This window comes from Streptomyces prunicolor, assembly GCF_045162825.1.
GTDB classification, from domain to species: domain Bacteria; phylum Actinomycetota; class Actinomycetes; order Streptomycetales; family Streptomycetaceae; genus Streptomyces; species Streptomyces prunicolor.
In genome coordinates this window covers 6,951,287-6,976,252 of the sequence record NZ_CP108676.1, presented here as the reverse complement: position 1 = coordinate 6,976,252, position 24,966 = coordinate 6,951,287, and the positions used below count along the sequence as shown (strand labels likewise).

Genomic DNA, 24,966 nt, shown 5'->3' with positions numbered 1-24,966 from the left:
GACAAAGGGCTGTCGATCCGGTCCATTACGGACGTGACAATCAGCACCCGTCCTTATGGAACCGACGTACGAGAGGGGTTGAGGGTTGCCGTACCCGGGTAAAGTGATATCACTTTGATTCAACCAAGATACGGGGGACCATCATGACCACCGAAGTACCCGCAGACGTACCGGACATGCCTGCCCCGCGCGTGCGGGAGTTCGCCGCGCACAGCATCGGCGGCGGGCTCGCGCTCGTCCTCGGCCTGACCGGGTTGCTCGTCTCCGCCGGGCTACTGGTCACAGCCGGTGCGGTCGACGCGGGCGGCGCCAAGGCCGCGCTGATCATCGGCGGCATCCTCGTCCTGCTCACCGCGTTCATCGCGATGCGCGGGCTGAACACGGTGGCGCCGGGCGAGGCGCGGGTCGTGCAGCTCTTCGGGCGGTACCGGGGGACGATCCGGCAGGACGGGCTGCGCTGGGTGAACCCGTTCACCTCGCGCACGAAGATCTCGACCCGCGTCCGCAACCACGAGACCCCGACCCTCAAGGTCAACGACGCCTACGGCAACCCCATCGAGCTCGCCGCGGTCATCGTCTGGAAGGTCCGCGACACCGCGCAGGCCACCTTCGAGGTCGACGACTACACCGAGTTCGTCGCCACCCAGACCGAGACGGCCGTACGGCACATCGCCATCGAGTATCCCTACGACGCCCACGACGAGGGCGGGCTCTCGCTGCGCGGGAACGCCGAGGAGATCACCGAGAAGCTCGCCGTCGAACTGAGCGCCCGGGTCGAGGCGGCCGGCGTCCAGATCATCGAGTCCCGCTTCACGCATCTCGCGTACGCGCCCGAGATCGCCTCGGCGATGCTCCAGCGACAGCAGGCCGGGGCGGTCGTCGCGGCCCGGCGGCAGATCGTGGACGGGGCCGTCGGCATGGTCGAGGCGGCGCTGGCCCGGATCACCGAGCAGGACATCGTGGAGCTGGACAACGAACGGAAGGCGGCGATGGTCTCCAACCTCCTGGTGGTGCTGTGCGGGGACCGGGCGCCGCAGCCGGTGCTGAACACGGGCACTCTGTACCAGTGACCGAACCTTCCGAGGCCTCCGAGGCGAAGCGCCGGCCGCAGCAGCGCAAGCAGGTGCTGCTGCGGCTGGACCCTGCGGTGTACGAGGCCGTTGCGCGGTGGGCCGGGGATGAACTGCGGTCCGCCAACGCGCAGATCGAGTTTCTGTTGCGCAGGGCTTTGGCGGAGGCGGGTCGGTTGCCCGGCGAGGCCGGACCTCTGCCTCGTCGTGGTCGGCCTCCTGGGGGCTCCGCCCCCAGACCCCCGTCGGCCTGAACGGCCTCGTCCTCAAACGCCGGACGGGCTGGATGGTGCAGACCTCTGTGTGGCAGAACCGTGACAATCGGCCCCCACCTGCGGACTCATACGGGCCGCCATGATCTACACACCGTGCGTATACACGCCAGGTATACCCCGTGTGTAGAGTGCTCCGCATGTCCATCGGTCACACCCTTCTGGGGCTCCTGGAGTCCGGCCCGCGTCACGGTTACGACCTGAAGCGGGCCTTCGACGAGAAGTTCGGTCACGACCGGCCGCTGCACTACGGCCAGGTCTACTCGACGATGTCCCGACTGCTGAAGAACGGTCTCGTCGAGGTCGACGGGATAGAGGCGGGCGGCGGTCCCGAGCGCAAGCGGTACGCGATCACCGACGCCGGGATCACCGACGTACAGCAGTGGCTCGCGACGCCGGAGAAGCCCGAGCCGTATCTGCAGTCGGCCCTCTACACCAAGGTCGTCCTCGCGCTGCTCACCCACCGGAACGCGGCCGAGATCCTCGACGTGCAGCGCTCCGAGCATCTGCGCAGCATGCGCATCCTGACCGACCGCAAGCGCAAGGGCGACCTCGCGGACCAGCTGATCTGCGACCACGCCCTCTTCCATCTGGAGGCCGACCTGCGGTGGCTGGAGCTCACCGCCGCGCGCCTCGACAAACTCGCCGAGGTGGTTGCCAAGTGACGACACATCCCGCCGGTTCCCTGCTCGCGGCCCATGAGCTGCGCAAGGCCTACGGTCCGACGACCGCGCTGGACGGCGCGGAGTTCTCCATCCATCCCGGTGAGGTCGTCGCCGTGATGGGGCCCTCCGGGTCGGGGAAGTCGACGCTGCTGCACTGTCTCGCCGGGATCGTGCCGCCCGACTCGGGCTCGATCACGTACAACGGGCAGGAGATGGCGACCATGAGCGACGCCCAGCGCAGTGCGCTGCGCCGCTCGGAGTTCGGGTTCGTGTTCCAGTTCGGGCAGTTGGTGCCGGAGCTGACCTGCGTCGAGAACGTCGCCCTGCCGCTGCGGCTGAACGGAACGCACCGCAAGGAGGCCGAGCGGGCCGCGCTGAACTGGATGCAGCGCCTTGAGGTCGACGACCTTGCCAAGAAGCGGCCCGGTGAGGTCTCCGGCGGGCAGGGGCAGCGCGTCGCCGTCGCCCGTTCGCTGGTCACCAGCCCGCGGGTGCTGTTCGCCGACGAGCCGACCGGCGCGCTCGACTCGCTCAACGGCGAGCGCGTGATGGAGCTGCTGACCGAGGCGGCCCGGTCCACGAACGCGGCCGTCGTGCTGGTCACGCACGAGGCACGGGTGGCCGCCTACTCGGACCGCGAGATCGTCGTACGGGACGGCAAGTCCAGGGACATGGAGCGCATCGTATGAACTCGCGTCAGTGGGCGGCCGATCTGGCCATGGGGGTGCGGTTCGCCTTCGGCGGCGGGCGTGAGGGCTGGGTACGGGCCGTACTGACGGCTGTCGGCGTCGGGCTCGGGGTGGCGCTGCTGCTGCTCACCACCGCACTGCCGAACGCGCTGTCCGAGCGGGACGCGCGGGGCAACGCCCGGATGGACTTCACGTACAGCGGGAAGCAGTTGGCGAAGGCGGACAACACCGTCGTCGTCGCCGACACGGACACCACGTTCCGCAGCAAGGACGTCCGCGGCCGGCTGCTGGAGCCCGAGGGCGCCAAGGCGCCGCTGCCGCCGGGGGTCGCGAAGTTCCCCGCGGTCGGCGACATGGTCGTCTCCCCCGCGCTGGAGAAGCTGCTGAAGTCGGACTCCGGGAAGCTGCTGCGTGCGCGGCTGCCCTACCGGATCACCGGCACGATCGGGCAGACCGGGCTCATCGGGCCCGCCGAACTCGCCTACTACTCGGGCGGGAAGGGACTGGAAGGGCGTCAGTCCGGCGGCACCGTCGAGCGCATCAACTACTACGGGCCCTCCCCGGGCAACACGCCGGACAAGCTGGACCCGGTGCTGCTCCTGCTGATCCTGATCGTGTTCATCGTGCTGCTGCTGCCGGTCGCAGTGTTCATCGCGGCGGCCGTGCGGTTCGGCGGCGAGCGCCGGGACCGGCGGCTCGCGGCCCTGCGGCTGGTCGGTGCGGACGGGCGGATGGCACGCCGGATCGCGGGCGGCGAGGCGCTCGCGGGGGCGCTCCTCGGGCTCGTCTTCGGCACCGGATTCTTCCTGGCCGGGCGGCAGTTGGCGTCGCTGATCGACGTGCGGGACATCAGCCTGTACCCCAGCGACCTCAACCCGTCGCCCGCGCTCGCCCTGCTCGTCGCCGTCGCCGTGCCGGCCGCGGCCGTGCTGGTGACGCTGCTCGCGCTGCGCGGGGTCGTCATCGAACCGCTCGGCGTGGTCCGCAAGGCGAAGCCGCCGCGCCGCCGGCTGTGGTGGCGGCTGCTGCTGCCACTGGCCGGCCTCGCGATGCTCTACCCGATGACCGGCAAGGGCGACTCCAACGGCAACTTCAACCAGTGGCTGGTGATCGGCGGCACGGTCCTGCTGCTCGTCGGCGTCACCGCGCTGCTGCCGTGGGTCGTCGAGGCCACCGTGGCCCGGCTGAACTCCGGCTCGGTGTCCTGGCAACTCGCCGTCCGCAGGCTCCAGTTGAGCAGTGGTACGGCCGCCCGGATGGTCAACGGCATCGCGGTCGCGGTGGCCGGGGCGATCGCCCTGCAGATGCTGTTCTCCGGCGTCCAGGGCAACTACACCAAGCCGACCGGCAACGATCTGCGCCGGGCCCAGATGGAGGTCACCGTCGCCAGCGGCACCTCGCTGGCCGAGGCCGACCACAGGCTCGCGGGGACCAAGGGCGTGCGCGATACGTCGGCCATCTCGCAGACCACGATCGGCGAGCGGGCGAAGAACCCGGACGACGTGGCGGAAGTGGCCGTCGGCAGCTGCGCCCAGCTGCGTGCGGTGGCCCACCTGACGGCCTGCCGCAACGGTGACGTCTTCCGGCTCACCGGCGGCGCCGACCCCGGGGCCACCGCCAAGACGGAGCAGCTGGCCAGGGCCGGCCGGACGGTGTACTTCGACCCGTCGTACGACGAGATGCCGAGCGCACCGGCCACCTGGAAGATGCCGGCCGGAGTGAAGACGGCGACCCACCGCGAGGACCCGAGCGGCTACGCGCGTGACGGACTGCTGATCACCTCGGGCGCGCTGCCCGCGAACGCGGTGAAGGGCCTGGACCAGAAGGTGTTCGTCTCGCTCGACCAGTCGGTGCCGGACGCGAGCGACTACGCGCGGAACACCGTCGCGGCGATGGACCCGCTGGCGGACGTGTTCGTCATGTCGGCCAACGACGAGTCGCCGCAGTTCCGTTCGATCCGCACCGGGCTGTTCATCGGGGCCGGCTGTGTGCTGCTCCTCATCGGGGCGAGTCTGCTGGTGTCGCAGCTGGAGCAGTTGCGGGAGCGCAGGAAGCTGCTGTCGGCGCTGGTCGCCTTCGGCACCCGGCGGCGCACGCTGAGCCTGTCGGTGCTGTGGCAGACGGCGATCCCCATCGGGCTGGGCCTGGTCCTGGCCACGGTGGTGGGGCTGACGCTGGGCGCGGTGCTGCTGAAGATGAGCGCCACGGCGATCCGGATCGACTGGGCGAGTGTGCTGGCCATGTCCGGCATCGGCGCGGGGGTGGTCCTGGCGGTGACCCTGCTGAGCCTGCCGCCGCTGCTGCGGATGATGCGGCCGGACGGGCTGCGCACGGAGTAGTCCGCCCGCAGCCGCCCGCCCTCTTCGGTCAGAGCCCGTACTCCCGCACCACGCGCCGGACTTGGGCGAAGAGCATGCCCACGTTCACGGACTTGCGGCAGACGACCACGGCGACGACGTCCTGTTGCTCGGTCATCCGGACGAACAGATGGGTGAGGTTCTCGCTGTTGACGAGGATCTCCTGGAAGTAGTGGTGGTCGCTGGTGATCCCGCGACGCTCTTTGAAGACGTCCTCGATCATCGCGACCGTCCGGCCCTGGAACAGGTCGAGGGTCGCACCCGCCAGCAGGTCGAGGACCTCTGGCGGGTGATTGTCGATGGTCTCGTACGACAGCAACATGCCGGTGGACATGTCGACCACACCCGAGGCCACGCAGTCGGGGGCATCGGTGCGGAGGGTTTTGACCAGGCCCATCACCTGGTCGGAGAATCCTGGGGTCATACGTTTTGTCGCCATCCCTTCACACTCCTTCTGACGCCTTCTCAGTGAGGATCGACTCGATGCGGTCCAACGTCGGCCGGGCCGCGAGGTGCAGCCGGTCCACGTCCATCCCCTCGTCGCCGAGCACCACCATCAGCGCGGTGTCGCCCACGGCGTAGGTCGCGGCGCAGCCGTGACTGCCGTACGTCACCGTCTGGCGCAGCGTGCCGCGGTCGGTGGCCGCGGCGGTGCGCCGGGCCAGGCCCAGGCCGGCCGCGGCCAACGCGGCGAGGGCCTCCGGGTCGATCGTGTCGGCGGTGTCGGCCGCGATGAGCAGTCCGTCGGCCGCCGTGAGCGCGGTGTCGGTGATACCGGTCACCTGTTCCCGCAAGGTGCGCATTTCCAATGTCAGGGCTTTGTGATCCACTTACTCAACTCCCCTAAAACTGATCGCATTTCGTCCGTCGTGTTCATTTCGGGGTTCCGTTCCGCATCCGGAAGAACCCTTTCCAACCCGCCCCGCTCTTTTCGGGGACGAGAGTTTCGGTGATGCCGCTGGCGCCCGGATTCCGCCGGGGCAGGGCGGTGGGCGCGGTGAACTGCGGTGCCGCGGGCTCCGGTTCACGACGGCGTACGACAGGCGCCTCGGGCGGCAGCCGGACCGCGATCGGCGCGGGTGCGTCCGCACACTCCAGCAACCCCTCGGCGAGCATCCGCGCGACCTCGGCGGTCACGGTGTAGACCGCGCGCCCGGTACGGAACGCGAGATCGCGTGCGGTACGCCGACCGTCGACCTGGCCGAGCAACTCCCGTTGCAGCAGCCCGAGTCCGGCCTCGTCGAGGACATGCGCCGGGGGCCGCGGGCGTTCCCGGTCGGGGCGTACGGGATACGGCAGCGCGGCGATCGCGGCGGCTTTCCGGGCCGCGTCCTGGAGCAGCCTGACCGATGGCTCGCCGAGCGCGACGGGGGCGAACGGCCGCTCGTCCGGGGCGAGTTCACAGTCGTCGACGTCCCCGGCAACGACCGCGAAGGCCGCGTCGTGGAGGGCCAGCACACACACGATCCGCAACTGGGCGGCGCCCGCGTACCCGTGGGCGATCAGCCCGTCCAGCGGCCAGCGTGTGCCGCCCGACTCCCTTACCAGATCGGCCCATTGCTCCCCGCCGATCCGGCCGGAGCGCAGCAGCAGCGCCTCGGGCCCTGGAGCACCGGGACTCTCCACGGCGACGACGAGCCCGCGCCGCAGATGAAAGGTGCCGCCGGGCCTGCCGGACACCCGCAGCCCCCCGGTGAACTCCTCGCGCCCACAGGTCGCGAGAGCCCGCACGAGCAGGTCGTGACCGGCCCGGCCGAGGGAATCCCGAATGCCCGACATCACTCCCCTAGGCTTTTCGTACACGCAACTGACGTGTAGCGCTCAGGGGTGAAGGTGTATCAGTCCGCGCGCATATTCCGGACGGGTTCTTGCTACCTGCCTGCGGGTGACGGAAGTTGAGAATTCCCGCCGTTCGACTTCCTTTGTCCGACGCTCATTTGACCGAACAGGGGCGGGTCAGGCACTGCCGCCCAACACCCTTACGGGCAACGGTCGTAGCGCCTCACGCAGGGCCGCGGCCAGCTCCTGGTACTCGGCACGGCGGGCCGCTCCGGTGCGCATCGCGAGGGCGATCCGGCGGGTCGGGGCGGGCTCGGTGAAGTACCCGGTGAGGAGCTGGTCGCTGCGGGTCGTCTCGACGCGCACGGCGGTACGCGGCAGGAGGGTCACCCCGAGCCCGCCGGCGACCAGCTGCACCAGCGTGGACAGCCCGGCCGCGGTGGTGGTGACCGGCGCGTCCGCCCGCCCCGCCTCCCGGCAGATGTCGAGCGCCTGGTCGCGCAGACAGTGCCCCTCGTCGAGCAGCAGCAGGTTCAGCTCGCGCAGCGCCTCGCGCGGGATGCCGGACCGGCCGCCGAGGGGATGATCGAGCGGGGTGACAAGCACGAAGTCCTCGTCGAACAACGGGAGTTCGACCACCCCGGGCACCCCGAGCGGCACGGCGAGCAGCAGCAGGTCGAGGCGCCCGGTGGTCAGCCCTTCCAACAGGTTCGCGGTCTGCTCCTCGTGCACCTGGAGATCGAGGTCCGGGTACCGGTCGTGCACCAGCCGCAGCACGGTCGGCAGCAGATACGGCGCGACGGTCGGGATGACCCCGAGCCGCAGCGCCCCGGTGAACGGCGCCCGTACCGCCTCCGCCTCCGCCATCAGCGCCCCGACCTCCTCCAGTACCGCCTTCGCCCGTACGGCGAGCCGCTCACCGGCGGGCGAGAGCAGCACCTTGCGGGTGGTGCGCTCCAGGAGGGTGACCCCGAGGGTGTCCTCCAGCGCGGCGACGGCACCGGAGAGGGCGGGCTGGCTCATGCCGATCGCGGCGGCGGCGTCCCGGAAATGGAGGTGCTCGGCGACCGCGGAGAAGGCCCGCAGCTGGGCCAGGCTGGGCTGACGCCTCTTACTCGTATTACTAACGGTCACTGATAACCGCCTCCGATCAACACGACCAAGTGTAGCTATTTCCACAATCAATGCACGTTGTGCCAGGATCGGGGCCGACCAACCCACGAGAAGCACCCATTCCGCTGGGGTGTTCCTCCGCTGCAAGGAGAGCCCGTGCTCACTGTCGGTGACAAGTTCCCGTCGTTCGATCTGACCGCCTGTGTCTCGCTGGAGAAGGGTCAGGAGTTCGAGCAGATCGACCACAAGACCTACGAGGGCAAGTGGAAGATCGTCTTCGCGTGGCCCAAGGACTTCACCTTCGTGTGCCCCACCGAGATCGCCGCCTTCGGCAAGCTGAACGACGAGTTCGCCGACCGTGACGCCCAGGTACTCGGCTTCTCCGGCGACTCCGAGTTCGTCCACCACGCCTGGCGCAAGGACCACGCCGACCTGCGCGACCTGCCGTTCCCGATGCTCGCCGACTCCAAGCACGAGCTGATGCGCGACCTCGGCATCGAGGGCGAGGACGGCTTCGCCAAGCGCGCGGTGTTCATCGTGGACCAGAACAACGAGATCCAGTTCTCCATGGTGACCGCGGGCTCCGTCGGCCGTAACCCGAAGGAGGTCCTCCGGGTCCTCGACGCGCTCCAGACGGACGAGCTCTGCCCGTGCAACTGGACCAAGGGCGACGACACGCTCGACGCGGGCGCGCTGCTCGCCGGGAAGTGACCTGACATGTCACTGGACACCCTGAAGTCCGCCATACCGGACTACGCCAAGGACCTGAAGCTCAACCTGGGTTCGGTCATCGGCAACTCCGACCTGCCGACGCAGCAGCTGTGGGGCACGGTCCTCGCTACGGCGATCGCGTCCCGATCGCCGCTCGTGCTGCGGGAGTTGGCGCCCGAGGCGAAAGCGAACCTGTCGCCGGAGGCGTACAGCGCGGCCAAGTCCGCCGCCGCGATCATGGCGATGAACAACGTCTTCTACCGGACGCGTCATCTCCTCTCCGACCACGAGTACGGCACGCTCCGCGCGGGGCTGCGGATGAACGTCATCGGCAACCCCGGGGTCGACAAGATCGACTTCGAGCTGTGGTCGTTCGCCGTGTCCGCGATCAATGGGTGCGGGATGTGTCTCGACTCGCACGAACAGGTGTTGCGCAAGGCGGGTGTTGAACGCGAGGTGATCCAGGAGGCGTTCAAGATCGCGGCTGTTGTGGAGGCGGTGGGGGTTACGTTGGAGGCGGAGGCGGTACTGGCCGCTGAGTGACTTCGGCTGTCCGTCCGGCTGACCCCCGGACCTTTGCCCACCACCCGCCCGTTTACCGGCAGTTGAAGGTGAACCTTCCGAGAAACGGTAAACGGATGGGTGGTTGGGAAATTTTACGGCGCCTGGTCCGACGGTTCGGGATCTGCCGGCAGTGAGGACACCGCCGTAGCCCCCCGCCCCGGTTCCTGGGAGTACGACTTCAGGTAACTCACCACCGTGTTCAGCACCGCGACCAACGGCACCGCCACCACGGCTCCACCGATCCCCGCGACCATCCCACCCGCGGCGACCGACAGGACCACCGCTAGCGGGTGCACCCGGACCGCGCGGCCCAGGATGAAGGGCTGGAGGATGTGGCCCTCGATCTGCTGGACGGCAAGGACCACGGCCAGCGTCAGGGTCGCGGTGAACACGCCCTGGGTGACCAGCGCGACGACCACCGCCAGCGCGCCGGAGGCCACCGCGCCGACCAGCGGGATGAACGAGAACAGGAAGATGAACACGGCCAGCGGCACGGCCATCGGTACGCCGAGGAAGTAGATGCCGACGCCGATGCAGACGGCGTCGATGAGAGCGACTATCACCGTGCCGCGGACGTAGGCCGTGAGCGTGCGCCAGGCGCGAGGACCCGCGCCCGCCATCGCCGGCCGGGCCGCCGCGGGCACCAGCTTCAACGACCACTGCCAGATCTTCGGGCCGTCGTAGAGAAGGAAGAGGGTCGAGAAGACCGTCAGGAGGATGCCGGTCAGCGCCTCGACGATGACCTGGACGCCCTCCAACCCCGCCGAGGTGATCTGGTCGGTGTTCGCGCCGATGGCCTCGCGGAGGTTCTTGGCGATCTGGTTGATCTGCTTCTCGGTGACGTGGAACGGGCCCTTGAGCAGCCAGTTGCGCAGGTCGTCGACGCCGTTCTGGACCTGGTCGGAGAGGTTGTCGATGTTCGCCATGACCTGCCAGGTCACGAACCAGCCGATCAGCCCCATCACGACGAAGCCGAGGATCGCGGTGAGGGCGGTGGCGACGCCGCGCGGGAAGCCGTAGCGGATCAGGCGGGCCACCGTCGGCTGGAGCAGGGCCGTGATGAGGAGTGCGGCTACGAAGGCCAGGACCACCAGTTGGACGGCGCTGATGACGCGCATCAGGATCCAGACCGTGCCGGCCAGGATCAGCAGCCGCCAGCCCGCTTCGGCGGCGACGCGCACGCCCCAGGGCACGGCGAGCGCGGGGTCGGGGCGGTCGCGGGCGATGGTGACCGGTACGGGTTCCCGGGGTTGGGGGTGTTCGGGGTGGTCCGCGGGCGGTTCGGGCGCGGTGTCGGCGTCTTCCTTCGCCACCTCGGCGCGACGCTCGTCCAACCGCTCCCCCATCTCGCTCAGTCCGGCGCCGACCTTGCCGAGCCATCCTGGTACTCGCGACATGAATTGTCCTCTTCCCCCGTCTTGCCCCACTACTCCCCCCTGGAGTCGCTGCGTGTCCGACCGTACAGGGCGAAGGCCCCTCCCCCTATGACGGGGAGGGGCCTCGTGAGGTTGAGAGCGGGCCGGACCGGAACGGACGTCCGGGCCGACGCCGGTACTAGTACCAGCTGTTCGCCTGCCAGAAGGACCAGGCCTCGCACGGGCTGCCGTAGCGGCTGTCCATGTAGTTGAGGCCCCACTTGATCTGGGTGGCCGGGTTCGTCTGCCAGTCCGAACCGACCGAGGACATCTTGGAACCGGGCAGGGCCTGGAAGAGGCCGTAGGCGCCGGAAGAGGCGTTGACCGCGCGGTAGTTCCAGCTGGACTCGTGGTCCACGATGTTGCTGAAGCACTGGTACTGGCCGCTGGGCACCATGGAGGCGGCCATCGACTGGATCTGCGCGACCGTGTAGGAGCTCTGCACGGGGAAGCTCGACGAGGAACTGCCTGCCTTGGCGGCAGCGGCCTTCGCCTCTGCCTTCTCCTTGGCGGCCTTCTCGGCCTTCTCCGCAGCCGCCTTCTTGGCGACGGCGGTCTTGGCGGCGGCCAGGCGGGCCGACTCCTCCGCGTCCTTCTTGGCGCTCGCGTCGGCCTGGATCGCCTGGGCGTCGGCCTGCTGCGTCAAGGAGGCGGTCTGTACCTGGGCCTGCTGACCCGAGGGGATGTCCGCCAGGAGCGTGGTGTCGGCTGCCGTCGTCTCGGCGTCATTGTTCTGCGCCTGTGCGACGCTGCCCGAGGCAACGCCTACGACGCTTCCGACGGCGGTGACCGCGGTGGCCGAAGCCACGGCGAATCCCCGGACCGAAATCCGGCTCACACGGTTTCCTTCCAGCATCGTCCGCTTCGGTGACCCTGGCGGACGCAATCGTGCCCCTGATCGCTGGCCTCCCAACTGCGGGGTCACGGGAGGCACGGGCCCGGTGGGCAACTCCCGCTCGGGGAGCGCCGCGTGGAGAGCGGGCGGCATACGACTTCGCTGTGGAGTTGGCTGTGATGCTCAAGTGGTGCATACCGCTGGGGGTACACGTGTGTCGTATGCGGGGCCTGACAGGAATGAGACTCTGCCGTAACCGGACGCCGGGTGGCAATTCTGAGTTGCGTGTGAAAGCTCACATCCCGTTTGCCCCACGGGATTTCGAGAAACAGCGAGACGCGAAAGCGCCGCCCCGCTAAGCTCATCGGCTTCGCGGGACGGCGCCAACTGCCCTGAATTACCTCAGATTTGACCGTCCTCCAGCATTTCGGTCACAAGCGCCGCGATCTGGGACCTCTCGGACCTCGTGAGGGTCACATGCGCGAAGAGCGGGTGGCCCTTCAGCTTCTCCACCACGGCGACGACACCGTCGTAGCGACCGACCCTCAGGTTGTCCCGCTGGGCCACGTCGTGGGTGAGGACCACCCGCGAGTTGGCGCCGATCCGGGACAGCACGGTCAGCAGGACGTTCCGCTCCAGGGACTGCGCCTCGTCCACGATCACGAACGCGTCGTGCAGCGAGCGGCCGCGGATGTGGGTGAGGGGCAGGACTTCGAGCATCCCGCGGGCGGTGACCTCCTCGATGACCTCGCGGCTGGTGACCGCGGACAGCGTGTCGAAGACCGCCTGGGCCCAGGGGCCCATCTTGTCGGCCTCGGAGCCGGGCAGATAGCCCAACTCCTGTCCGCCCACCGCGTACAGCGGCCGGAAGACCATCACCTTCTTGTGCTGGCCGCGCTCCAGTACGGCCTCCAGGCCCGCGCAGAGCGCGAGCGCGGACTTGCCGGTGCCGGCCCGGCCGCCCATGGACAGGATCCCGATGTCCGGGTCGAGCAGCAGATCCAGCGCGATGCGCTGCTCCGCGCTGCGGCCCTTGATGCCGAACGCCTCCCGGTCGCCGCGGACGAGACGGACGTTGCCGTCCGCCGTGACCCGGCCGAGCGCCTTGCCGCGCTCGGACTGGATGGTGAGACCGGTGTGGACGGGGAAGTCGGCGGCTTCCGGGACGTAGACGTGGCCCTCCTCGAAGAGGATGTCCACCTGTTCGCCGGGCAGGGTCAGTTCGGACATTCCGGTCCAGCCGGAGGAGCCCGTGATGGCGAGTTCCGCGCGGTACTCCTCGGCGAGGAGTCCGACGGAGGACGCCTTGATCCTGAGCGGAAGGTCCTTCGACACGACGGTGACGTCGTACCCCTCGGCCTGCAGGTTGCGGGCGACCGCGAGGATGCGGGAGTCGTTGTCCCCCAGGCGATAGCCGCTGGGCAGCACGCTGGGGTCCGAGTGGTTGAGCTCGACCCTGACGGTGCCGCCGAGTTCCCCGATCGGGATGGGGGCGTCGAGGCGACCGTGCCGGACGCGGAACTCGTCCAGCATGCGCAGGGCCTGCCGGGCGAAGTAGCCGAGTTCGGGATGGTGCCGCTTGGCCTCCAGCTCTGTGACCACGACGATCGGCAGCACGACTTCGTGCTCGTCGAAGCGGTTCAGTGCGTTCGGGTCGGCCAGCAGAACGCTGGTGTCGATGACATAAGTGCGCCGGTCAGGCAGACGGCGCTTTGTGCTGGTCACCACGGAAGGACGTACCCCCTCGGAAGAGGTCGGGGAGCGACGGAGAGGAGCTGGACCGGTCCAGGCCCCATTGCGCGGGCCGAGAACCGGCCCTCCGCCTCGCCCGTACTGACTGCACGGTCGAACTGGTGCAAAGGGCCTCCCGGGCGGACGGCCCCGTGCCGTCCGCTGAGATACGACACCCGTGGTTCGGGCGTCGACCTGCTTGGCTTATGCCCTCGAACATGCGCCGCCATGCCACGGCATATGACGGCGCCCTGGTGAACTCCTTGTTACTTACGTCCCAAGGGGGGTGGTCCCGGCGGATCCAGGTGCTCTGTCCGTCATTCGCCGTAGCGGCCCGATCATTCTCCGCCACCGCCCGTCACGTGCTGTTACGGCCGCGTCATCCGCCGTAACGCCGGTGTCGCGCCGCGTAGTCACGCATCGCGCGCAGGAAGTCGACCTTGCGGAAGGCCGGCCAGAAGACCTCACAGAAGTAGTACTCGGAGTGGGCCGTCTGCCAGAGCATGAATCCGGACAGCCGCTGTTCGCCACTGGTCCGGATCACCAGATCGGGGTAGGGCTGGGCGCCGGTGTAGAGGTGCTTGCCGATGAGGTCGACGTCCACGTGCTCGGCGAGCTCCTCCATCGAGGTGCCCTTGTCGGCGGCGTCCAGGATCATCGAGCGGACCGCGTCGGCGATCTCCTGGCGGCCGCCGTAGCCGATGGCGACGTTGACCAGTATCCCGTCGACGTGCGCGGTGGACTCCTCTGCCTCCTTGAGGACGGACTGCATCCCGGTCGGCAGCAGGTCGAGGGTGCCGACGTGGTGCACACGCCAGCGACCGTCCGCGGCAAGCGAACTGACGACGTTCTCGATGATGCCGAGCAGCGGGCCGAGTTCTTCCTGGGGGCGGTCGAAGTTGTCCGTCGACAGCAGCCAGAGCGTCACGACCTCGACGTCCGTCTCGCTGCACCAGCCGAGGAACTCCTCGATCTTCTCGGCGCCGGCCCGGTGTCCCATCACGGTGGTCGAGCCCGCGGCCTTCGCCCAGCGCCGGTTGCCGTCCATGATGACGCCGATGTGCTTGGGCACCTGCTCGTGGTCGAGATGGCCTTCCACCCTGCGTGCGTAGAACCTGACCAGCAGTCGGCGCAGGGTGTCGCGCAGGTTCACGTGTTGTCAGCCCCTCCGTGGATGGCAGTCCCCGGCGTCGAAGCCTACCCCCGCTGGAGCCCTGTTCCCCCAAGGGGTGTCTGGGCTCATCCCGGTTCGGCACGAAGGTCGGACCCGACCGATGTGTGGACGGTCGCCGCACGGCACAGAAACGCTCGACGCGCGGCACAAAAAAATCGGGCCGGTCCGTGGGGGGGATACGGACCGGCCCGAGGGGGGGTTTCCACCATAACCCTTCGTAAGTGATGCTGCGTGCATCGGCGTGCCACAACTACTCTCCGAAACCGTCCGACGACGCGTCGGGGGGTGCGGAACCCCCGATTCCGGCCCTGATCATGGCCGATTCACAGCGGATTCCAAGGAGAACGTGGAGAAACGTGGAGGTTTTCCGCCGCCCCCCGGCATGTCGCTCTCAGGGGTGACGCCGTCAGCGAACGTCGGCTTGACGGGGCAGGGCACCGCGCAGCCCCCTCCACCGCGCGGTGCCGACCGCGCAGCTTTGCTCACGCGAATTACCTTGGTCTGAACTTACGCGAGGTGACGGGTGGGACGCGAGTCGATCCCGATAACGATGTGGAAAACCCGTGCACATATGAGGGACGTGATGTGACGTCGCCCGGTGCGTCTTATTCGGTCGGCTTGCGGACGTCGAAGAGGTGGCGGGTGCTGTACGTCACGAACGGGCCCGTGGACTCGATCTGCTCGTGCAGGGCGCGGAGTTGGGGCTCGTACGCCTCGACCGTGAAGTCGGGGACCATCCAGATCACCTTGCGGAGGAAGTGGACGACGGCCGCGATGTCGTGGAACTCCATGCGCAGCCGCTCGGCGCGCAGCTCGACGATCGCCAGGCCGGCCGCCTCGGCGCCGGCCCGCTCGCGCTCGGGGTCACGGCCGTTGCGCAGGTCCTCCGGCTGAGGGCCCAGGAAGTACTCGACGAGTTCGACGGCACTGCCGGGGCCCACGTGCTGGGCGAAGTACGTGCCGCCCGGGCGCAGGACGCGGGCGATCTCCGGCCAGTTGGCGCGGACCGGGTGGCGGCTCAGGACCAGGTCGAACGCGGCGTCGGCGAAGGGCAGCGGGGCGTCCTCGGCCGCGGCGACCACCACGACACCGCGCGAGCGGAGCAGCTCGGTGGCCTTGGCGACGTTCGGCGGCCAGCCCTCGGTGGCGGCGACGAGCATCGGGGGCTGCGCGGCGGCCCGGCTCAGCGCGAAGTCGAAGACCTCCCCGCCCCCGGTCTGGACGTCCAGGGCGGTGGTCGCACGGGAGAGACGGTCCCCGGCGGAACGCGCGTACCCCCACGAGGGACGCGCCTCGGTCGCCCGGCCCTCGAACCAGGAGAAGTCCCAGCCCTCGGTGGGAACGGCGACGCCTTCCGCCACGAGCTCTTCGAAGCTGCGCGTACTACTCGTGCTGCTCCCGCTGTTGTCCATGGGGCGATGGTCGCAGGGGGTTGTCAGTGGGCGCTGCTAATTTCGGAAGCATGGCGAGCGATGGCACCAACACGGCTGCGGACGACGGGGATATGGGCAGCGGGGATACGGGCAACGGGGATACGGGGCTGCCGTTCCACGGCGACGAGAAGGCGACGCTGCACGCGAACCTGGACCGGGTTCGGGACGCGGTGCTGTGGAAGCTGGACGGGCTGGACGAGGAGCAGGCCAGACGCCCGATGACACCCTCGGGCACGAGTCTGCTCGGGCTGGTGAAGCATCTGGCGTCGGTGGAGTACGGCTGGTTCGTGGAGAGCTTCGGCCGCGAGGTGGAACCGCTGTGGTTCGACCCGTACTCGGACGAGGACATGCGTGCGGGCCCGGACGAGACGACGGAACAGATCGTCGCCTTCTACGGCCGTGCCCGCGCCGCCGCCGACCGCGTGATCACGGAGCTGCCGCTGGACGCGGCCGGCCGGCCGCCGTGGCGGAACCACTCCGTGTTGCTGCGCTGGGTGCTGGTCCACATGCTGGAGGAGACGGCGAGACACGCGGGGCACATGGACATCGTGCGGGAGTTGATCGACGGGGCGGCCGGGGATCATCGGCCGGAAGCGTAGCTCCGGGGGCGGGGATCATCGGCCGGCGGAGGCGTAGCTCCGGGGGCTGGGGTCGGGGGGCTGGGGTCGGGGGGCTGAGGTCGGAGGGCTGAGGTCGGGGGTCTGGGGACGGGGTCTGGGGTCGGGGGCCGATGTTCAGGGGACCAGTGCCCTGACCTCCTCCGCCGCGAAGCGTACGAAGGCCTCCGGGTCGGGTTCGTCGCCGGTGGGCTGGAGGATGACCGTGTCGGCGCCGGCCTCCGCGAGGCGCTGGACGGCCTTCGCGACGGTGCCCGCGTCACCGGCGACACCTAGGTCGGGGACCGACTCCAGCCCCTCTTCGGCGAGTTCGGCGCGGAGGCGTGCGGCGGCGTCGGGGCCGGTGGCGGTGAGGAGATAGACGACGACCTTGTGCGGCTCGGTGCGGCCGGCCGACTCCCGCCCCTCGTCGATGAGTTGACGGGCCCGGCGGACGCCGTCCGGTGCGGTGCTCGCGGTGAGGATCGTGCCGTCCGCTGCCGCACCGGCGAGGCGGAGGGTGCGGGGGCCGGTGGCACCGGCGAGGATCTCGACGGGGCCGGTCGGCGGCCAGTCGAGGGCGACGCCGTCGAGCTTGACGTAGCGTCCGTCGGTCGTGAGGCGCTCTCCGCGCAACAGGGCGCGCAGCGCGTCGAGATGCTCGCGCAGCAGGGTCACCGGGGATTCGACACGTGCCCCGACCTGGCCCATCCAGTCCTGCACGCCGTGCCCGACGCCGAGGATCGCGCGCCCGGGGAACAGCCGGTCCAGCGTGGCGACTTCCATCGCGGTGATGGCGACGTTCCGCAACGGCACCGGCAACAGGCCCACCCCGACCCGCACTTGCTCGCTCCACGCGAGCGCGGCAGCGGCGGCCGAGATACCGCCCTCCCGGAAACAGTCCTCCCAGAGCCAGAGCTCTTCGAGCCCGGCGGCATCGGCGAGTCGGACTACGGCTCGCAGTCGCTCGGGGGGTAGTTGGGGACGGAATACAGCGCCGAGTCCGGTCATGGGTTCTTCCTATCCGGGGAGAGTGCCGTGGACAACAGCTTTACGAGTCCGCGGAGTTGGGGGTCACGCGCTCGTAGCGCAGGAGGACGACGCCGTTGCCGAAGGTGCGGGACTCGGTGAGGCGGAGTGGGGTGCGGGTGTCGGAGACCGGGAACATCGGCTTGCCGCGGCCGAGGACGATCGGGTTGACGTACACCTTGATCTCGTCGACGAGGCCGAGGCGGAGGAAGGTCGCGGCGAGGTCGGCGCCGCCGAGGGCGAGGTCGCCGCCGGGCTGTTCCTTGAGGGCCTGTACTTCCTCGGGGACGACCTCGGGCACGATGGTCGTGTTCCACTCTGCGGGGCCGCTGGGCAGGGTCCGTGAGTACACGATCTTCGGCATGTCCCGCCAGATGCGGGCGAACTCGGCCATGACCGCCGGGGTGTCGGGGTCCGCGTCGGCGGTGGGCCAGTAGGCGGCCATCAGTTCGTGGGTGACACGGCCGTCGACGAAGGCGCCCATGTGCTTGAGGGTGTCGTTCATGTGCTGGTGGAGTTCCTCGTCGACCATGTGCCAGTCGATGTCGCGGTCGGGGCCCTCCATGTAGCCGTCGAGGGACACCGTCATCATCAGGCTGATCTTCCGCATGGGCGCACCGCCTCGTTCGTGGTCGGCCCCGCTCGGCGCCGGGTTCCCCACCGTCTCACGCGACCGCGAACGCCCCCAGCAGCAAACCGGTGAACGCTCCCCCGAGCATGAACGGCCCGAGCGGGATCGCCGTCCTACGGCCCGCCCGGCGCAGGGCGACCATGCCGAGGCCGTAGACCGCGCCGTACAGCACCCCCGCGAAGGCGCCCGTGACGAGCACCGGCCAGCCGTACCAGCCGAGGGCCGTGCCGAGGCCGAGGGCGAGTTTCACGTCGCCGAAGCCCATGCCGGCCGGGTTGAGGAGGTACAGGACCTCGTAGGTGGCTCCGAGGGCGAGACCGCCGTAGAGGGCGGTGGGCCAGGAGCCGGCGGCGGCGGGGAGTGCGGCGGTGATGCCGAGGAGGGTGAGGGTGGCTGCGGCGAGGGGGAGGGTGAGGACGTCGGGGAGGCGGTGGACCCTGAGGTCGACCAGGGCGAGGAGGACGGCGACGGGGGTGGCGAGCAGCCAGACGAGGAGTTCGGGGTGGGGGCCGGTGGCTGCGGCGAGGGTGGCGCAGACGAGGGCGGTCGCGGCGGATACGGCGGGGGTGCGGGGGCCGTAGGGGCCGCAGTGCGCGTTGGTGGTGTCGGTGGCGCAGTGGGCCCGGCCGAGCCAGCCGTCGAACGGGCCCGTGATCGGGTGGCCGTCGGGGCACTGCCCCTTCCAGGGTTCCTCGGGGTCCACGGAGAGGCGGTGGGCGGCACGGGGCAGCAGGAGGCCCGACCACGCGCCCCACAGGGCACCCATGACGATCAGAATCAGGCGCACGCCGGGACGATATCCGGATACGGCGGGCGGGGCATGGGTCCGTGGGCCCATTGACCCATGGACCCATGCGGGGCCTAGTCCCGTGTGGGTACGGTCGGTTGGCACCGGATCCGTCGTGGCTCGTGGTGCTCGTGGTGCAGGAAGGTGACCTGACATGGGACGACGCTGGAGTGACGGGCGCGGGAAGCTGATCGTGCAGGGCGCCGCGGGGACGGTCGCCGTACCGCTGGAGCTGGCGACCTCGTACCGGGCGCGCACGAAGGGGCTGCTCGGGCGGGACGCGATCGACGGGGCGATGCTGCTCTCGCCGGCGAGCAGTGTGCACACGTTCCGGATGCGGTTCCCGATCGATGTGGCGTACCTGGACCGGGACTTGAAGGTCGTCGCCGTCCACACGATGAAGCGGGGGCGGTTGGGGCTGCCACGGGCTCGGGCGCGGCATGTGCTGGAGGCGGGGGCGGGGGTCATGGCGGGGTGGGGGGTGCGGGTGGGGGTTCGGGTGACTGTGGAGGGGGCGGAGTAGGCAGGTCCCTAGGGGCTTGCGCCCGGTTCCAAGGGGTCACGGTGGGTCACGGTGGCAGTGTGCCGTCGGCTGTCAGTCGGGCCAGGGCCTCGCGGCTGCGGGGGACGGTGTCGTGCCAGCGGAGCATCGTCACAGCCCGGTCGGTGACGAACCCGAACCGGGCGTACTGCTCCGCGAGTTCCATGGCCCACGGGGTGACGAGGGTGTCGTCGTCGACGCACATGCCGAGCCAGGTGAAGACCTCGCCGGCGATCCAGCCGCTGATCCATGTCACCCAGCGCCGGGTGAAGCGCGCGGCCTCCTCACTGTCCGGATCGGACGGTACGCCGGGGATGCCGAGCAACGCGCACTCCCGCATCGCCTCGGTCATCCGCTCCTCGGTGACCAGGTTCGCGTACGGCATCAAGTGCCGCATCACCACCCGGACTTCGAGCCAGGCGGGCTCGTCCCCGTCCCCGTCTTCGTCCTCGTCCTCGTCCTCGTCTCCGTCTCCGTCTCCGTCTCCGTCACCGGTCCAGTCGGGGTGGGGGACGGGTTCGGGCACGGGTGCGGTCGGCGCGCAGGCCTGGAGGATCGCGCGGGCGAGCGTGATGTTGCCGTCGGATTCCGGGAGTTCGGTGGGCCATTGGAAGCCGGCGGCCCAGCTGTAGGGGAGTTCGCGTACGGCGGTCGGCAGCAACGGGTGTTCTCCCTCCGCCAGTTGCCGTCGGGTCACCAAGGGATGGTCCTCGGGCTGCGGTTCCGCCACCAGCGCTCGGTCGCCGGGTGGTCGTCGGGATCCGTACCGTTGCGGAACTCGTCGTCCAGACGCGTCAACGCCGTACGGAGGGGCTCGGTGTGTTCGGTGTCGACCTCGGTCATCAGGCGGGCCAGGTCGTCGCGTGCCTGGAGGTCGCGCAGGAAGAGGTCCTCGCGGTATCGGCCCGACGGGTTCCAGTCGGCGGCCAGGCGGCGGACGAGCCGTTCCCATACGCGGAGGTTGTAGTGGACGCGTCCTTCCACGCTCGCTGTCGTTCCCGTGGGGTACGTGCTCAGGAAGGCATCGGCGACGGGGGTCTGGATGGGCTCTCCGTCCAGCGCTTCGGGGAGGTACTCCACCGTGGCGCGCGGAAGGTCGGTGACGGGTTCCTCCACTGCGTCGACCCGGTACGTCGTGTCCTCGTCGGAGTCGATCGTCTCCAACCGGCAGCGCACGGCACGGCCGTCCGGCACGGCGACCCAGTAGGCGCTGTCCAGGCCGAGGTCCTGCGCGGGGTAGAGGACCGACGTCGCCGTCCGGACCGCGAGTCCGTGCGCCAGGTCCGCCTCCGTGCGGGCGCCGGCCGTCCCGTCCTCGACGGAGAGGTCGAGTTCCAAGGCCAGATCACCGAGCGGCAGGACGCGGTAGGTGCACAGGACGGGTGCGTCCCAGCGCCGCGTCTCCTGGTCTCCGTCCCGGTCGGCGACATCGACCGCTTCCGCCGCCACGCCCAGCAGATCCGAGAGTGCCCTGCGGAGGTCCGCCGGCCCGAGGTCCGTGACGGTGAAGACATTCGCGATCACTTGTACGTCCCGTCGTAGACCTGCTTCGCCTTCGCCACCTTCTCGGGGTTGTTGACGAACTTGGGGTCACGCTGCAATTGCTGGGATTTGCCGAGGTCGCCCTTGTTCCGGACGATCTCCTTCAGCGCAGCGTATTCAATGCGGTCCATGTCGACCAAGCCTGGGCCGGAGACCGGGAAAACCGTTCCGTTGTCCTCGACCCGGTACTTGCGGCCGTTGATCTCGTACGTGTTCCCGTCGGCCGAAAGCGTGGCTCGGTTCTTCGCGATGCCCTCGATATCCGCGCGGACCAGGTCCTCGTTCCCGCGAAGGATCACGGTGTTCGCTTCCTTGACCTGACCGCTTCCCGCTCCGCTGATGGTGTGCCGCTTGTTGGGGAACCTCAGCGTCTTCCCCCGCGCGGGGCCGGCGACGTCGTCCCCCGCCTCCCAACGGTCCGCCGCCTTGTCGGCCTCGTCCGCCTGTTTGCGGGCCTCCTCGGCCTCCTTCTCGGCGTCCTCGTCGCAGCCGTCCTCGGCCAGGACGATGTACGGGGAGGTGGCGGTTGCGAGGACGGTGGTGCCGGTACCGGGAGACCCGGTGAGGTTTCCAGGGGTGTCGGGGACATTGCCGTCGTACGGGATACGGCGGCTGGGCGCGCCGATCGTGCAGCCGGTCCTCTCGGCCTTCCGCTCCGCTTCCTCGGCGGCAGCGTCGGCTTCCTTGGCGGCCTTTTCGGCGCCCGTCGCGTCGCCCGCCTTGGCCGCCTTCTTGGCGTCCTCCGCCGCCTTGGCCGCCTTTTCGGCGAGTTCGCCGAGCTTTCCCAGTTTGCCGATCTTGCCCAGGTCGCCGACTTTCTCGACGATCTTCGCGCCGTCGTAACCGGGAATGAAGAGGGAACCGACGTTCCAGAGGACGTGGCTGACCGCGCGGGTCTTGTCGCCGTTGTTCCAGTCCTTGGCGACGTCGTCCCCGATGAACACGTCGTAGAGAACCGTGCCGCCCGTCTTGACGGAGGCACCGGTCCAGTCCCACAGGGCGCCGCCGTAGTCGCCGTCGGACCACTTCTTGCCGGCGTCCTTGGAGTTCTGCGACCAGTCCTCGCCGAGTTGCTTGCCGTAGTCGCCGATGCCCTTCAGGGTGTCCATCGGGTGGCTGACCATGTCGTAGATGCCGGTGAGGTCGCCCCAGACTCCGTCGACGAAGATGCCTTGGCCGACTTGTTTGACCTGGTTGCCTGCGCAGCCGAAGAAGGCGCCTACGCCGGAGAAGCAGCCCTCGTCCTTCTTGTCGTCCTTGTCGTCGGCGGGGGCGGGCTTCTTGTCGTCGGTCTGGTCCGGGTCGGTGGTGGTGGTCGTGCCGGTGCCGCCTGAAGTCCCGCCGTTGCCATTGCCGTTGGTGTTTCCGTTGTTGCCGGCGTTGTTGTCACCGGCGGCTGTGTCCGTGCCGCCGCCCGTCGAAGCGGGGCAGGCCATGCCGGTGACCTTGCAGACCTCCGACTGGATGCCGCCGAAGATCTGGGTACCGAGGCCGGTGACCAGCAGGGCGGTGATGAGCGCGGCGACGATGGCGATGAACCCGGCGTACTCGACCGCCGTCTGCCCCTCGTCCCGGCGCCAACGGATCAGCCGGGACAGGGAGAACGGGCGGCGCTCGACGCGCTCCGGTCCGGCGAGGTCGTACCACTGACGGCTCTCGGGGCGGGACAGGAACAGGAGGATGAGGATCGGCAGGAGGAGTTGCAGGCTGCCTCGGGCGGATCCGGAGGCGAGGTTCACGACACCGCCGAGGATCAACCAGCCCTGTACGGCGACGAGTCCACGCCGGACGCGGACCCCGCCCTCCCGACTCCGCCGGGCCAGCCACCAGCCGAGGACGCCGGGTGCGGCGGCGTACGCGACGAGGGCGATGACCTGTCCGTCGAGGGCGTCGTACGACGTGGCCGTCATGAGGACGCCGAGCCCGCCGACGACGGTGACCGCGAAGAGGGCGTGCACCAGCACCAGTGCGGTGGCGAGCGGGGCGGGCATGGTCCTACGCCCGGTCAGCCCACTTCCCCCGTCGGCTCCGCCTGCTCCTCCGGTTCCTCCGATCGAGGCCATGATTTCCCCGTCCCCCGATATCGCTCAACACCACTGGAGCTACCAGAGGTTAGGGACGGGACGGATGCCCGAGATGGGCCCGTGGGCCCAAACCTGTACCCAAGTGCCGGGTGGGCCCGGCAACGAGTCAGAACTTGCCGGTGTGGTCCTCCGCGCGGTGCCCCAACTGCCCGCGGAATGCGGCGTGGAAGCCCGTGTTGAGCGGTGGCCAGCCCCAGAAGTCGAAGGCGAGGGCGCCGAGAACGAAGCCGGACCCGAAGTCCCAGTCCGTGACCGGTACGGCGGTCGCGCAGGCCGGGCAGGCGACGCTTCCGCCGCCGGTGTCCTTCCACACGGCGATACCGTCCCGGAACGGCCGCCAGATCTCCTGGTCCGCCTCGAACCGTTCCGGGTAGTCGATCACCACGGTCCGCGCGGCGCAGGCCGGACAGATCGCGGCGTCGGCCTCGTCCGCCCCCTGGCCCTCGACGTAGTAGTGGCGCCCGGTCATGACCGCCACCGGCCCGGGCAGCCACCCCGGATCCGAGGGATCAGCCACCGCCCGGCGCCAGTTGGGCCCCGGAACGTACCCCGTGTCGGTGCCTGGGCTGTACACGCCGTACCTCATCCGCTCCCGCGTGATCAGGCCCTCGGTGACCATCCACCCGACCATGCGCTCCGCGAGCGCGCGGGCGTCGGCCTCCGTCACCTCGACATCGACGATTCGCTGAAAGTGGCTACCCATGGCTTACCCGCTGTCCCTCGCTCAGCTCTCCGTGCGTGGGAACGTCACCTCGACCCTTCGGTTCTTCTTGCGGCCGGCCTCCGTCGAGTTGTCGGCGATCGGGTACTGCTCGCCGTAGCCGCGTACCTCGAAGGTGATGCCCGGGTTGTTCAAGTCCGAGTCCAGGACCGCCTGTACGGCGTCGGCGCGCTGCTTGGACAGGACGTCGCCGTGTGCGGACGAGCCGAGGTTGTCCGTGAAGCCGAAGACCCGGACCGTCGACGCGTTCTGCTTCTTGATCTCCGAGGCGATCGTGTCAATACGGGACTTCGCCTCGGCGCTCAGCTTGGCGCTGTTCTTGCTGAAGAGGACCTCGGCCTGGAGGGCGAAGGTCACGTCCGAGTTGGTGTCCTCACGGCGTTCCTCACCGCCCTGGTCCTCGACGACCGACTTGATGTCCAGGACCTTGGCGGCGGCGAGCGTCGCGCCCTCGGGGAGTTTCAGGTCCGGGTCGTTCGGGTCGACCTGCACCGGGGCGGAGGCGGAGGCCTCGGTGCCCGGTGGGACGCTCGGGCTCGGGGTGTCGTCGGCGTGCGCCGCCACCGCGCCGACGATGTTCGCGGCGACCATGATCGTGGCGGCGGTCACGACCAGGGCGAGACGGGGAGTGGTGGTCACGGTCGCGTCACCCGGAGATCTTGATCGTGCCGACGGAGAACGTCGGTAGTTCGAAGGAGACTTCGGTGGTGGTGGACGGGGGGGCCGGGAACTGCATGAAGACGACCTTTGTGTCGCCTGCCTTGATCGTCGTGATGCCGGTGGTGGTGAGCGGCCTGCCGTCCGTGTCACGCAGCACGTAGTAGCGCTTCTTCCCCTTGGAGTCCACAAGCGTGGCCCCACCGAAGGACTGGCCGTTCTTCATGATCTCGGTCTCGTTGCCCGTGAGTTGGGAAGAGATGATGGCCGTCTTGCTTCCGTCGTTCCGCAGATCCGCGTTGACGGTGACGAAGCCTCCGGAGTCCCGGTCCGCGGAGGTGATGTCGAGAACCAGTCCGTCAGGGCCCCTGAGTTCGGCCAACGGCTCGTCCGACTGGCCTTCCTGAGCACTCGGGTTGGAGCCACCGCCCTTGGAAGCGGAAGCGGTCGCGTCAGGCTTCTTGCCGTCGTCGCCTGCGCCGCAGCCGGCCATACCGAGGGCCAGACCGGCCGCGACGGCCGCCGCAACCATCCCCTTACGGGCCTTCGTTGTGAACCGAATGCTCATGA

General features: G+C 69.3%; 27 protein-coding genes. 9 read left to right on the top strand and 18 right to left on the bottom strand.

The features are described 5' to 3' along the window. Positions 1-143 precede the first annotated feature (143 nt). The 5 genes from OG588_RS32215 to OG588_RS32195 all read left to right on the top strand — a co-directional run bounded on the left by OG588_RS32215 (position 144) and on the right by OG588_RS32195 (position 5,035). The gene (locus tag OG588_RS32215; RefSeq protein WP_405950319.1) at positions 144-1,070 is read left to right on the top strand and encodes an SPFH domain-containing protein; all 927 of its coding nucleotides are present in this window, start codon (positions 144-146) and stop codon (positions 1,068-1,070) included. Beyond that, complete coding sequence (locus OG588_RS32210; RefSeq protein ID WP_405950318.1) at positions 1,067-1,324, top strand: hypothetical protein; 258 nt, start codon at positions 1,067-1,069, stop codon at positions 1,322-1,324. The genes OG588_RS32215 and OG588_RS32210 overlap by 4 nt, the downstream gene beginning before the upstream one ends. Before the next feature lie 158 nt (positions 1,325-1,482). Then, positions 1,483-2,007, top strand: a complete 525-nt coding sequence (locus OG588_RS32205) for a PadR family transcriptional regulator (protein ID WP_019058490.1) — start codon at positions 1,483-1,485, stop codon at positions 2,005-2,007. Then, the gene (locus OG588_RS32200) at positions 2,004-2,696 is read left to right on the top strand and encodes an ABC transporter ATP-binding protein (RefSeq protein WP_405950317.1); all 693 of its coding nucleotides are present in this window, start codon (positions 2,004-2,006) and stop codon (positions 2,694-2,696) included. Before OG588_RS32205 ends, OG588_RS32200 begins: the two co-directional genes overlap by 4 nt. Beyond that, positions 2,693-5,035: an ABC transporter permease gene (locus tag OG588_RS32195; protein WP_405950316.1), complete on the top strand. Its 2,343-nt coding sequence runs from the start codon at positions 2,693-2,695 to the stop codon at positions 5,033-5,035. The genes OG588_RS32200 and OG588_RS32195 overlap by 4 nt, the downstream gene beginning before the upstream one ends. A gap of 28 nt (positions 5,036-5,063) precedes the next feature. Here OG588_RS32195 and OG588_RS32190 read toward each other — a convergent pair whose 3' ends face one another. The 4 genes from OG588_RS32190 to OG588_RS32175 all read right to left on the bottom strand — a co-directional run bounded on the left by OG588_RS32190 (position 5,064) and on the right by OG588_RS32175 (position 7,966). Next, a complete protein-coding gene (locus tag OG588_RS32190; protein ID WP_026150674.1) occupies positions 5,064-5,492 on the bottom strand; it encodes a hypothetical protein in 429 nt (142 codons plus the stop codon). A gap of 4 nt (positions 5,493-5,496) precedes the next feature. After that, positions 5,497-5,856, bottom strand: coding sequence for a roadblock/LC7 domain-containing protein (locus OG588_RS32185; protein WP_019058494.1), 360 nt, complete (start codon positions 5,854-5,856; stop codon positions 5,497-5,499). Between the two features lie 70 nt (positions 5,857-5,926). Further along, a complete protein-coding gene (locus OG588_RS32180) occupies positions 5,927-6,832 on the bottom strand; it encodes a MarR family transcriptional regulator (RefSeq protein ID WP_405950315.1) in 906 nt (301 codons plus the stop codon). A 177-nt stretch (positions 6,833-7,009) separates the two neighbouring features. After that, complete coding sequence (locus OG588_RS32175; RefSeq protein WP_405950314.1) at positions 7,010-7,966, bottom strand: LysR substrate-binding domain-containing protein; 957 nt, start codon at positions 7,964-7,966, stop codon at positions 7,010-7,012. A 135-nt stretch (positions 7,967-8,101) separates the two neighbouring features. On the opposite strand from OG588_RS32175, the gene OG588_RS32170 reads away from it, so the two are divergent. Both OG588_RS32170 and OG588_RS32165 read left to right on the top strand, forming a co-directional pair. Further along, a complete protein-coding gene (locus OG588_RS32170; RefSeq protein WP_405950313.1) occupies positions 8,102-8,656 on the top strand; it encodes a peroxiredoxin in 555 nt (184 codons plus the stop codon). A gap of 6 nt (positions 8,657-8,662) precedes the next feature. Then, on the top strand, positions 8,663-9,199 hold the full coding sequence (locus OG588_RS32165; protein WP_405950312.1) for an alkyl hydroperoxide reductase: 537 nt from the start codon (positions 8,663-8,665) through the stop codon (positions 9,197-9,199). A 113-nt stretch (positions 9,200-9,312) separates the two neighbouring features. Here the strand turns inward: OG588_RS32165 and OG588_RS32160 are convergent, their stop codons facing one another. From OG588_RS32160 to OG588_RS32140, 5 genes are all read right to left on the bottom strand, one after another. Further along, on the bottom strand, positions 9,313-10,617 hold the full coding sequence (locus OG588_RS32160) for an AI-2E family transporter (RefSeq protein WP_405950311.1): 1,305 nt from the start codon (positions 10,615-10,617) through the stop codon (positions 9,313-9,315). 157 nt (positions 10,618-10,774) lie between these two features. Beyond that, a complete protein-coding gene (locus OG588_RS32155; RefSeq protein WP_405950310.1) occupies positions 10,775-11,491 on the bottom strand; it encodes a lytic transglycosylase domain-containing protein in 717 nt (238 codons plus the stop codon). Positions 11,492-11,872: 381 nt separating this feature from the next. Further along, positions 11,873-13,198, bottom strand: coding sequence for a PhoH family protein (locus OG588_RS32150; protein ID WP_405950309.1), 1,326 nt, complete (start codon positions 13,196-13,198; stop codon positions 11,873-11,875). Between the two features lie 382 nt (positions 13,199-13,580). Beyond that, positions 13,581-14,354, bottom strand: coding sequence for an isoprenyl transferase (locus tag OG588_RS32145; RefSeq protein WP_405950308.1), 774 nt, complete (start codon positions 14,352-14,354; stop codon positions 13,581-13,583). A gap of 626 nt (positions 14,355-14,980) precedes the next feature. Further along, positions 14,981-15,787 (bottom strand): methyltransferase domain-containing protein, encoded by an 807-nt coding sequence (locus tag OG588_RS32140; RefSeq protein WP_405950307.1) that lies wholly within the window; start codon positions 15,785-15,787, stop codon positions 14,981-14,983. A gap of 92 nt (positions 15,788-15,879) precedes the next feature. Between OG588_RS32140 and OG588_RS32135 the strand changes: the two genes are divergently transcribed. After that, a complete protein-coding gene (locus OG588_RS32135; RefSeq protein WP_405953264.1) occupies positions 15,880-16,407 on the top strand; it encodes a DinB family protein in 528 nt (175 codons plus the stop codon). A gap of 135 nt (positions 16,408-16,542) precedes the next feature. Here OG588_RS32135 and OG588_RS32130 read toward each other — a convergent pair whose 3' ends face one another. From OG588_RS32130 to OG588_RS32120, 3 genes are read right to left on the bottom strand one after another with little or no spacing between them, the layout of a single operon-like run. Then, complete coding sequence (locus OG588_RS32130) at positions 16,543-17,415, bottom strand: LLM class flavin-dependent oxidoreductase (protein WP_405950306.1); 873 nt, start codon at positions 17,413-17,415, stop codon at positions 16,543-16,545. A gap of 40 nt (positions 17,416-17,455) precedes the next feature. Beyond that, complete coding sequence (locus tag OG588_RS32125; RefSeq protein WP_405950305.1) at positions 17,456-18,043, bottom strand: dihydrofolate reductase family protein; 588 nt, start codon at positions 18,041-18,043, stop codon at positions 17,456-17,458. A gap of 55 nt (positions 18,044-18,098) precedes the next feature. After that, on the bottom strand, positions 18,099-18,851 hold the full coding sequence (locus OG588_RS32120) for a prepilin peptidase (RefSeq protein WP_405950304.1): 753 nt from the start codon (positions 18,849-18,851) through the stop codon (positions 18,099-18,101). Positions 18,852-19,005: 154 nt separating this feature from the next. On the opposite strand from OG588_RS32120, the gene OG588_RS32115 reads away from it, so the two are divergent. After that, a complete protein-coding gene (locus OG588_RS32115) occupies positions 19,006-19,374 on the top strand; it encodes a DUF192 domain-containing protein (protein WP_405950303.1) in 369 nt (122 codons plus the stop codon). A gap of 46 nt (positions 19,375-19,420) precedes the next feature. Here OG588_RS32115 and OG588_RS32110 read toward each other — a convergent pair whose 3' ends face one another. The 6 genes from OG588_RS32110 to OG588_RS32085 all read right to left on the bottom strand — a co-directional run bounded on the left by OG588_RS32110 (position 19,421) and on the right by OG588_RS32085 (position 24,964). Next, positions 19,421-20,089: a hypothetical protein gene (locus OG588_RS32110; RefSeq protein WP_405950302.1), complete on the bottom strand. Its 669-nt coding sequence runs from the start codon at positions 20,087-20,089 to the stop codon at positions 19,421-19,423. Beyond that, on the bottom strand, positions 20,086-20,916 hold the full coding sequence (locus tag OG588_RS32105; RefSeq protein ID WP_405950301.1) for a hypothetical protein: 831 nt from the start codon (positions 20,914-20,916) through the stop codon (positions 20,086-20,088). Before OG588_RS32105 ends, OG588_RS32110 begins: the two co-directional genes overlap by 4 nt. Next, positions 20,913-22,925 carry a Flp family type IVb pilin gene (locus tag OG588_RS32100; RefSeq protein WP_405950300.1) on the bottom strand — a complete coding sequence of 671 codons (2,013 nt, stop codon included), beginning with the start codon at positions 22,923-22,925 and terminating at the stop codon, positions 20,913-20,915. The genes OG588_RS32105 and OG588_RS32100 overlap by 4 nt, the downstream gene beginning before the upstream one ends. Before the next feature lie 199 nt (positions 22,926-23,124). Then, complete coding sequence (locus tag OG588_RS32095; protein ID WP_405950299.1) at positions 23,125-23,721, bottom strand: hypothetical protein; 597 nt, start codon at positions 23,719-23,721, stop codon at positions 23,125-23,127. Between the two features lie 21 nt (positions 23,722-23,742). Next, a complete protein-coding gene (locus tag OG588_RS32090) occupies positions 23,743-24,330 on the bottom strand; it encodes an OmpA family protein (protein ID WP_405953263.1) in 588 nt (195 codons plus the stop codon). Positions 24,331-24,385: 55 nt separating this feature from the next. After that, the gene (locus OG588_RS32085) at positions 24,386-24,964 is read right to left on the bottom strand and encodes a hypothetical protein (protein ID WP_398849119.1); all 579 of its coding nucleotides are present in this window, start codon (positions 24,962-24,964) and stop codon (positions 24,386-24,388) included. Positions 24,965-24,966: the final 2 nt, after the last annotated feature.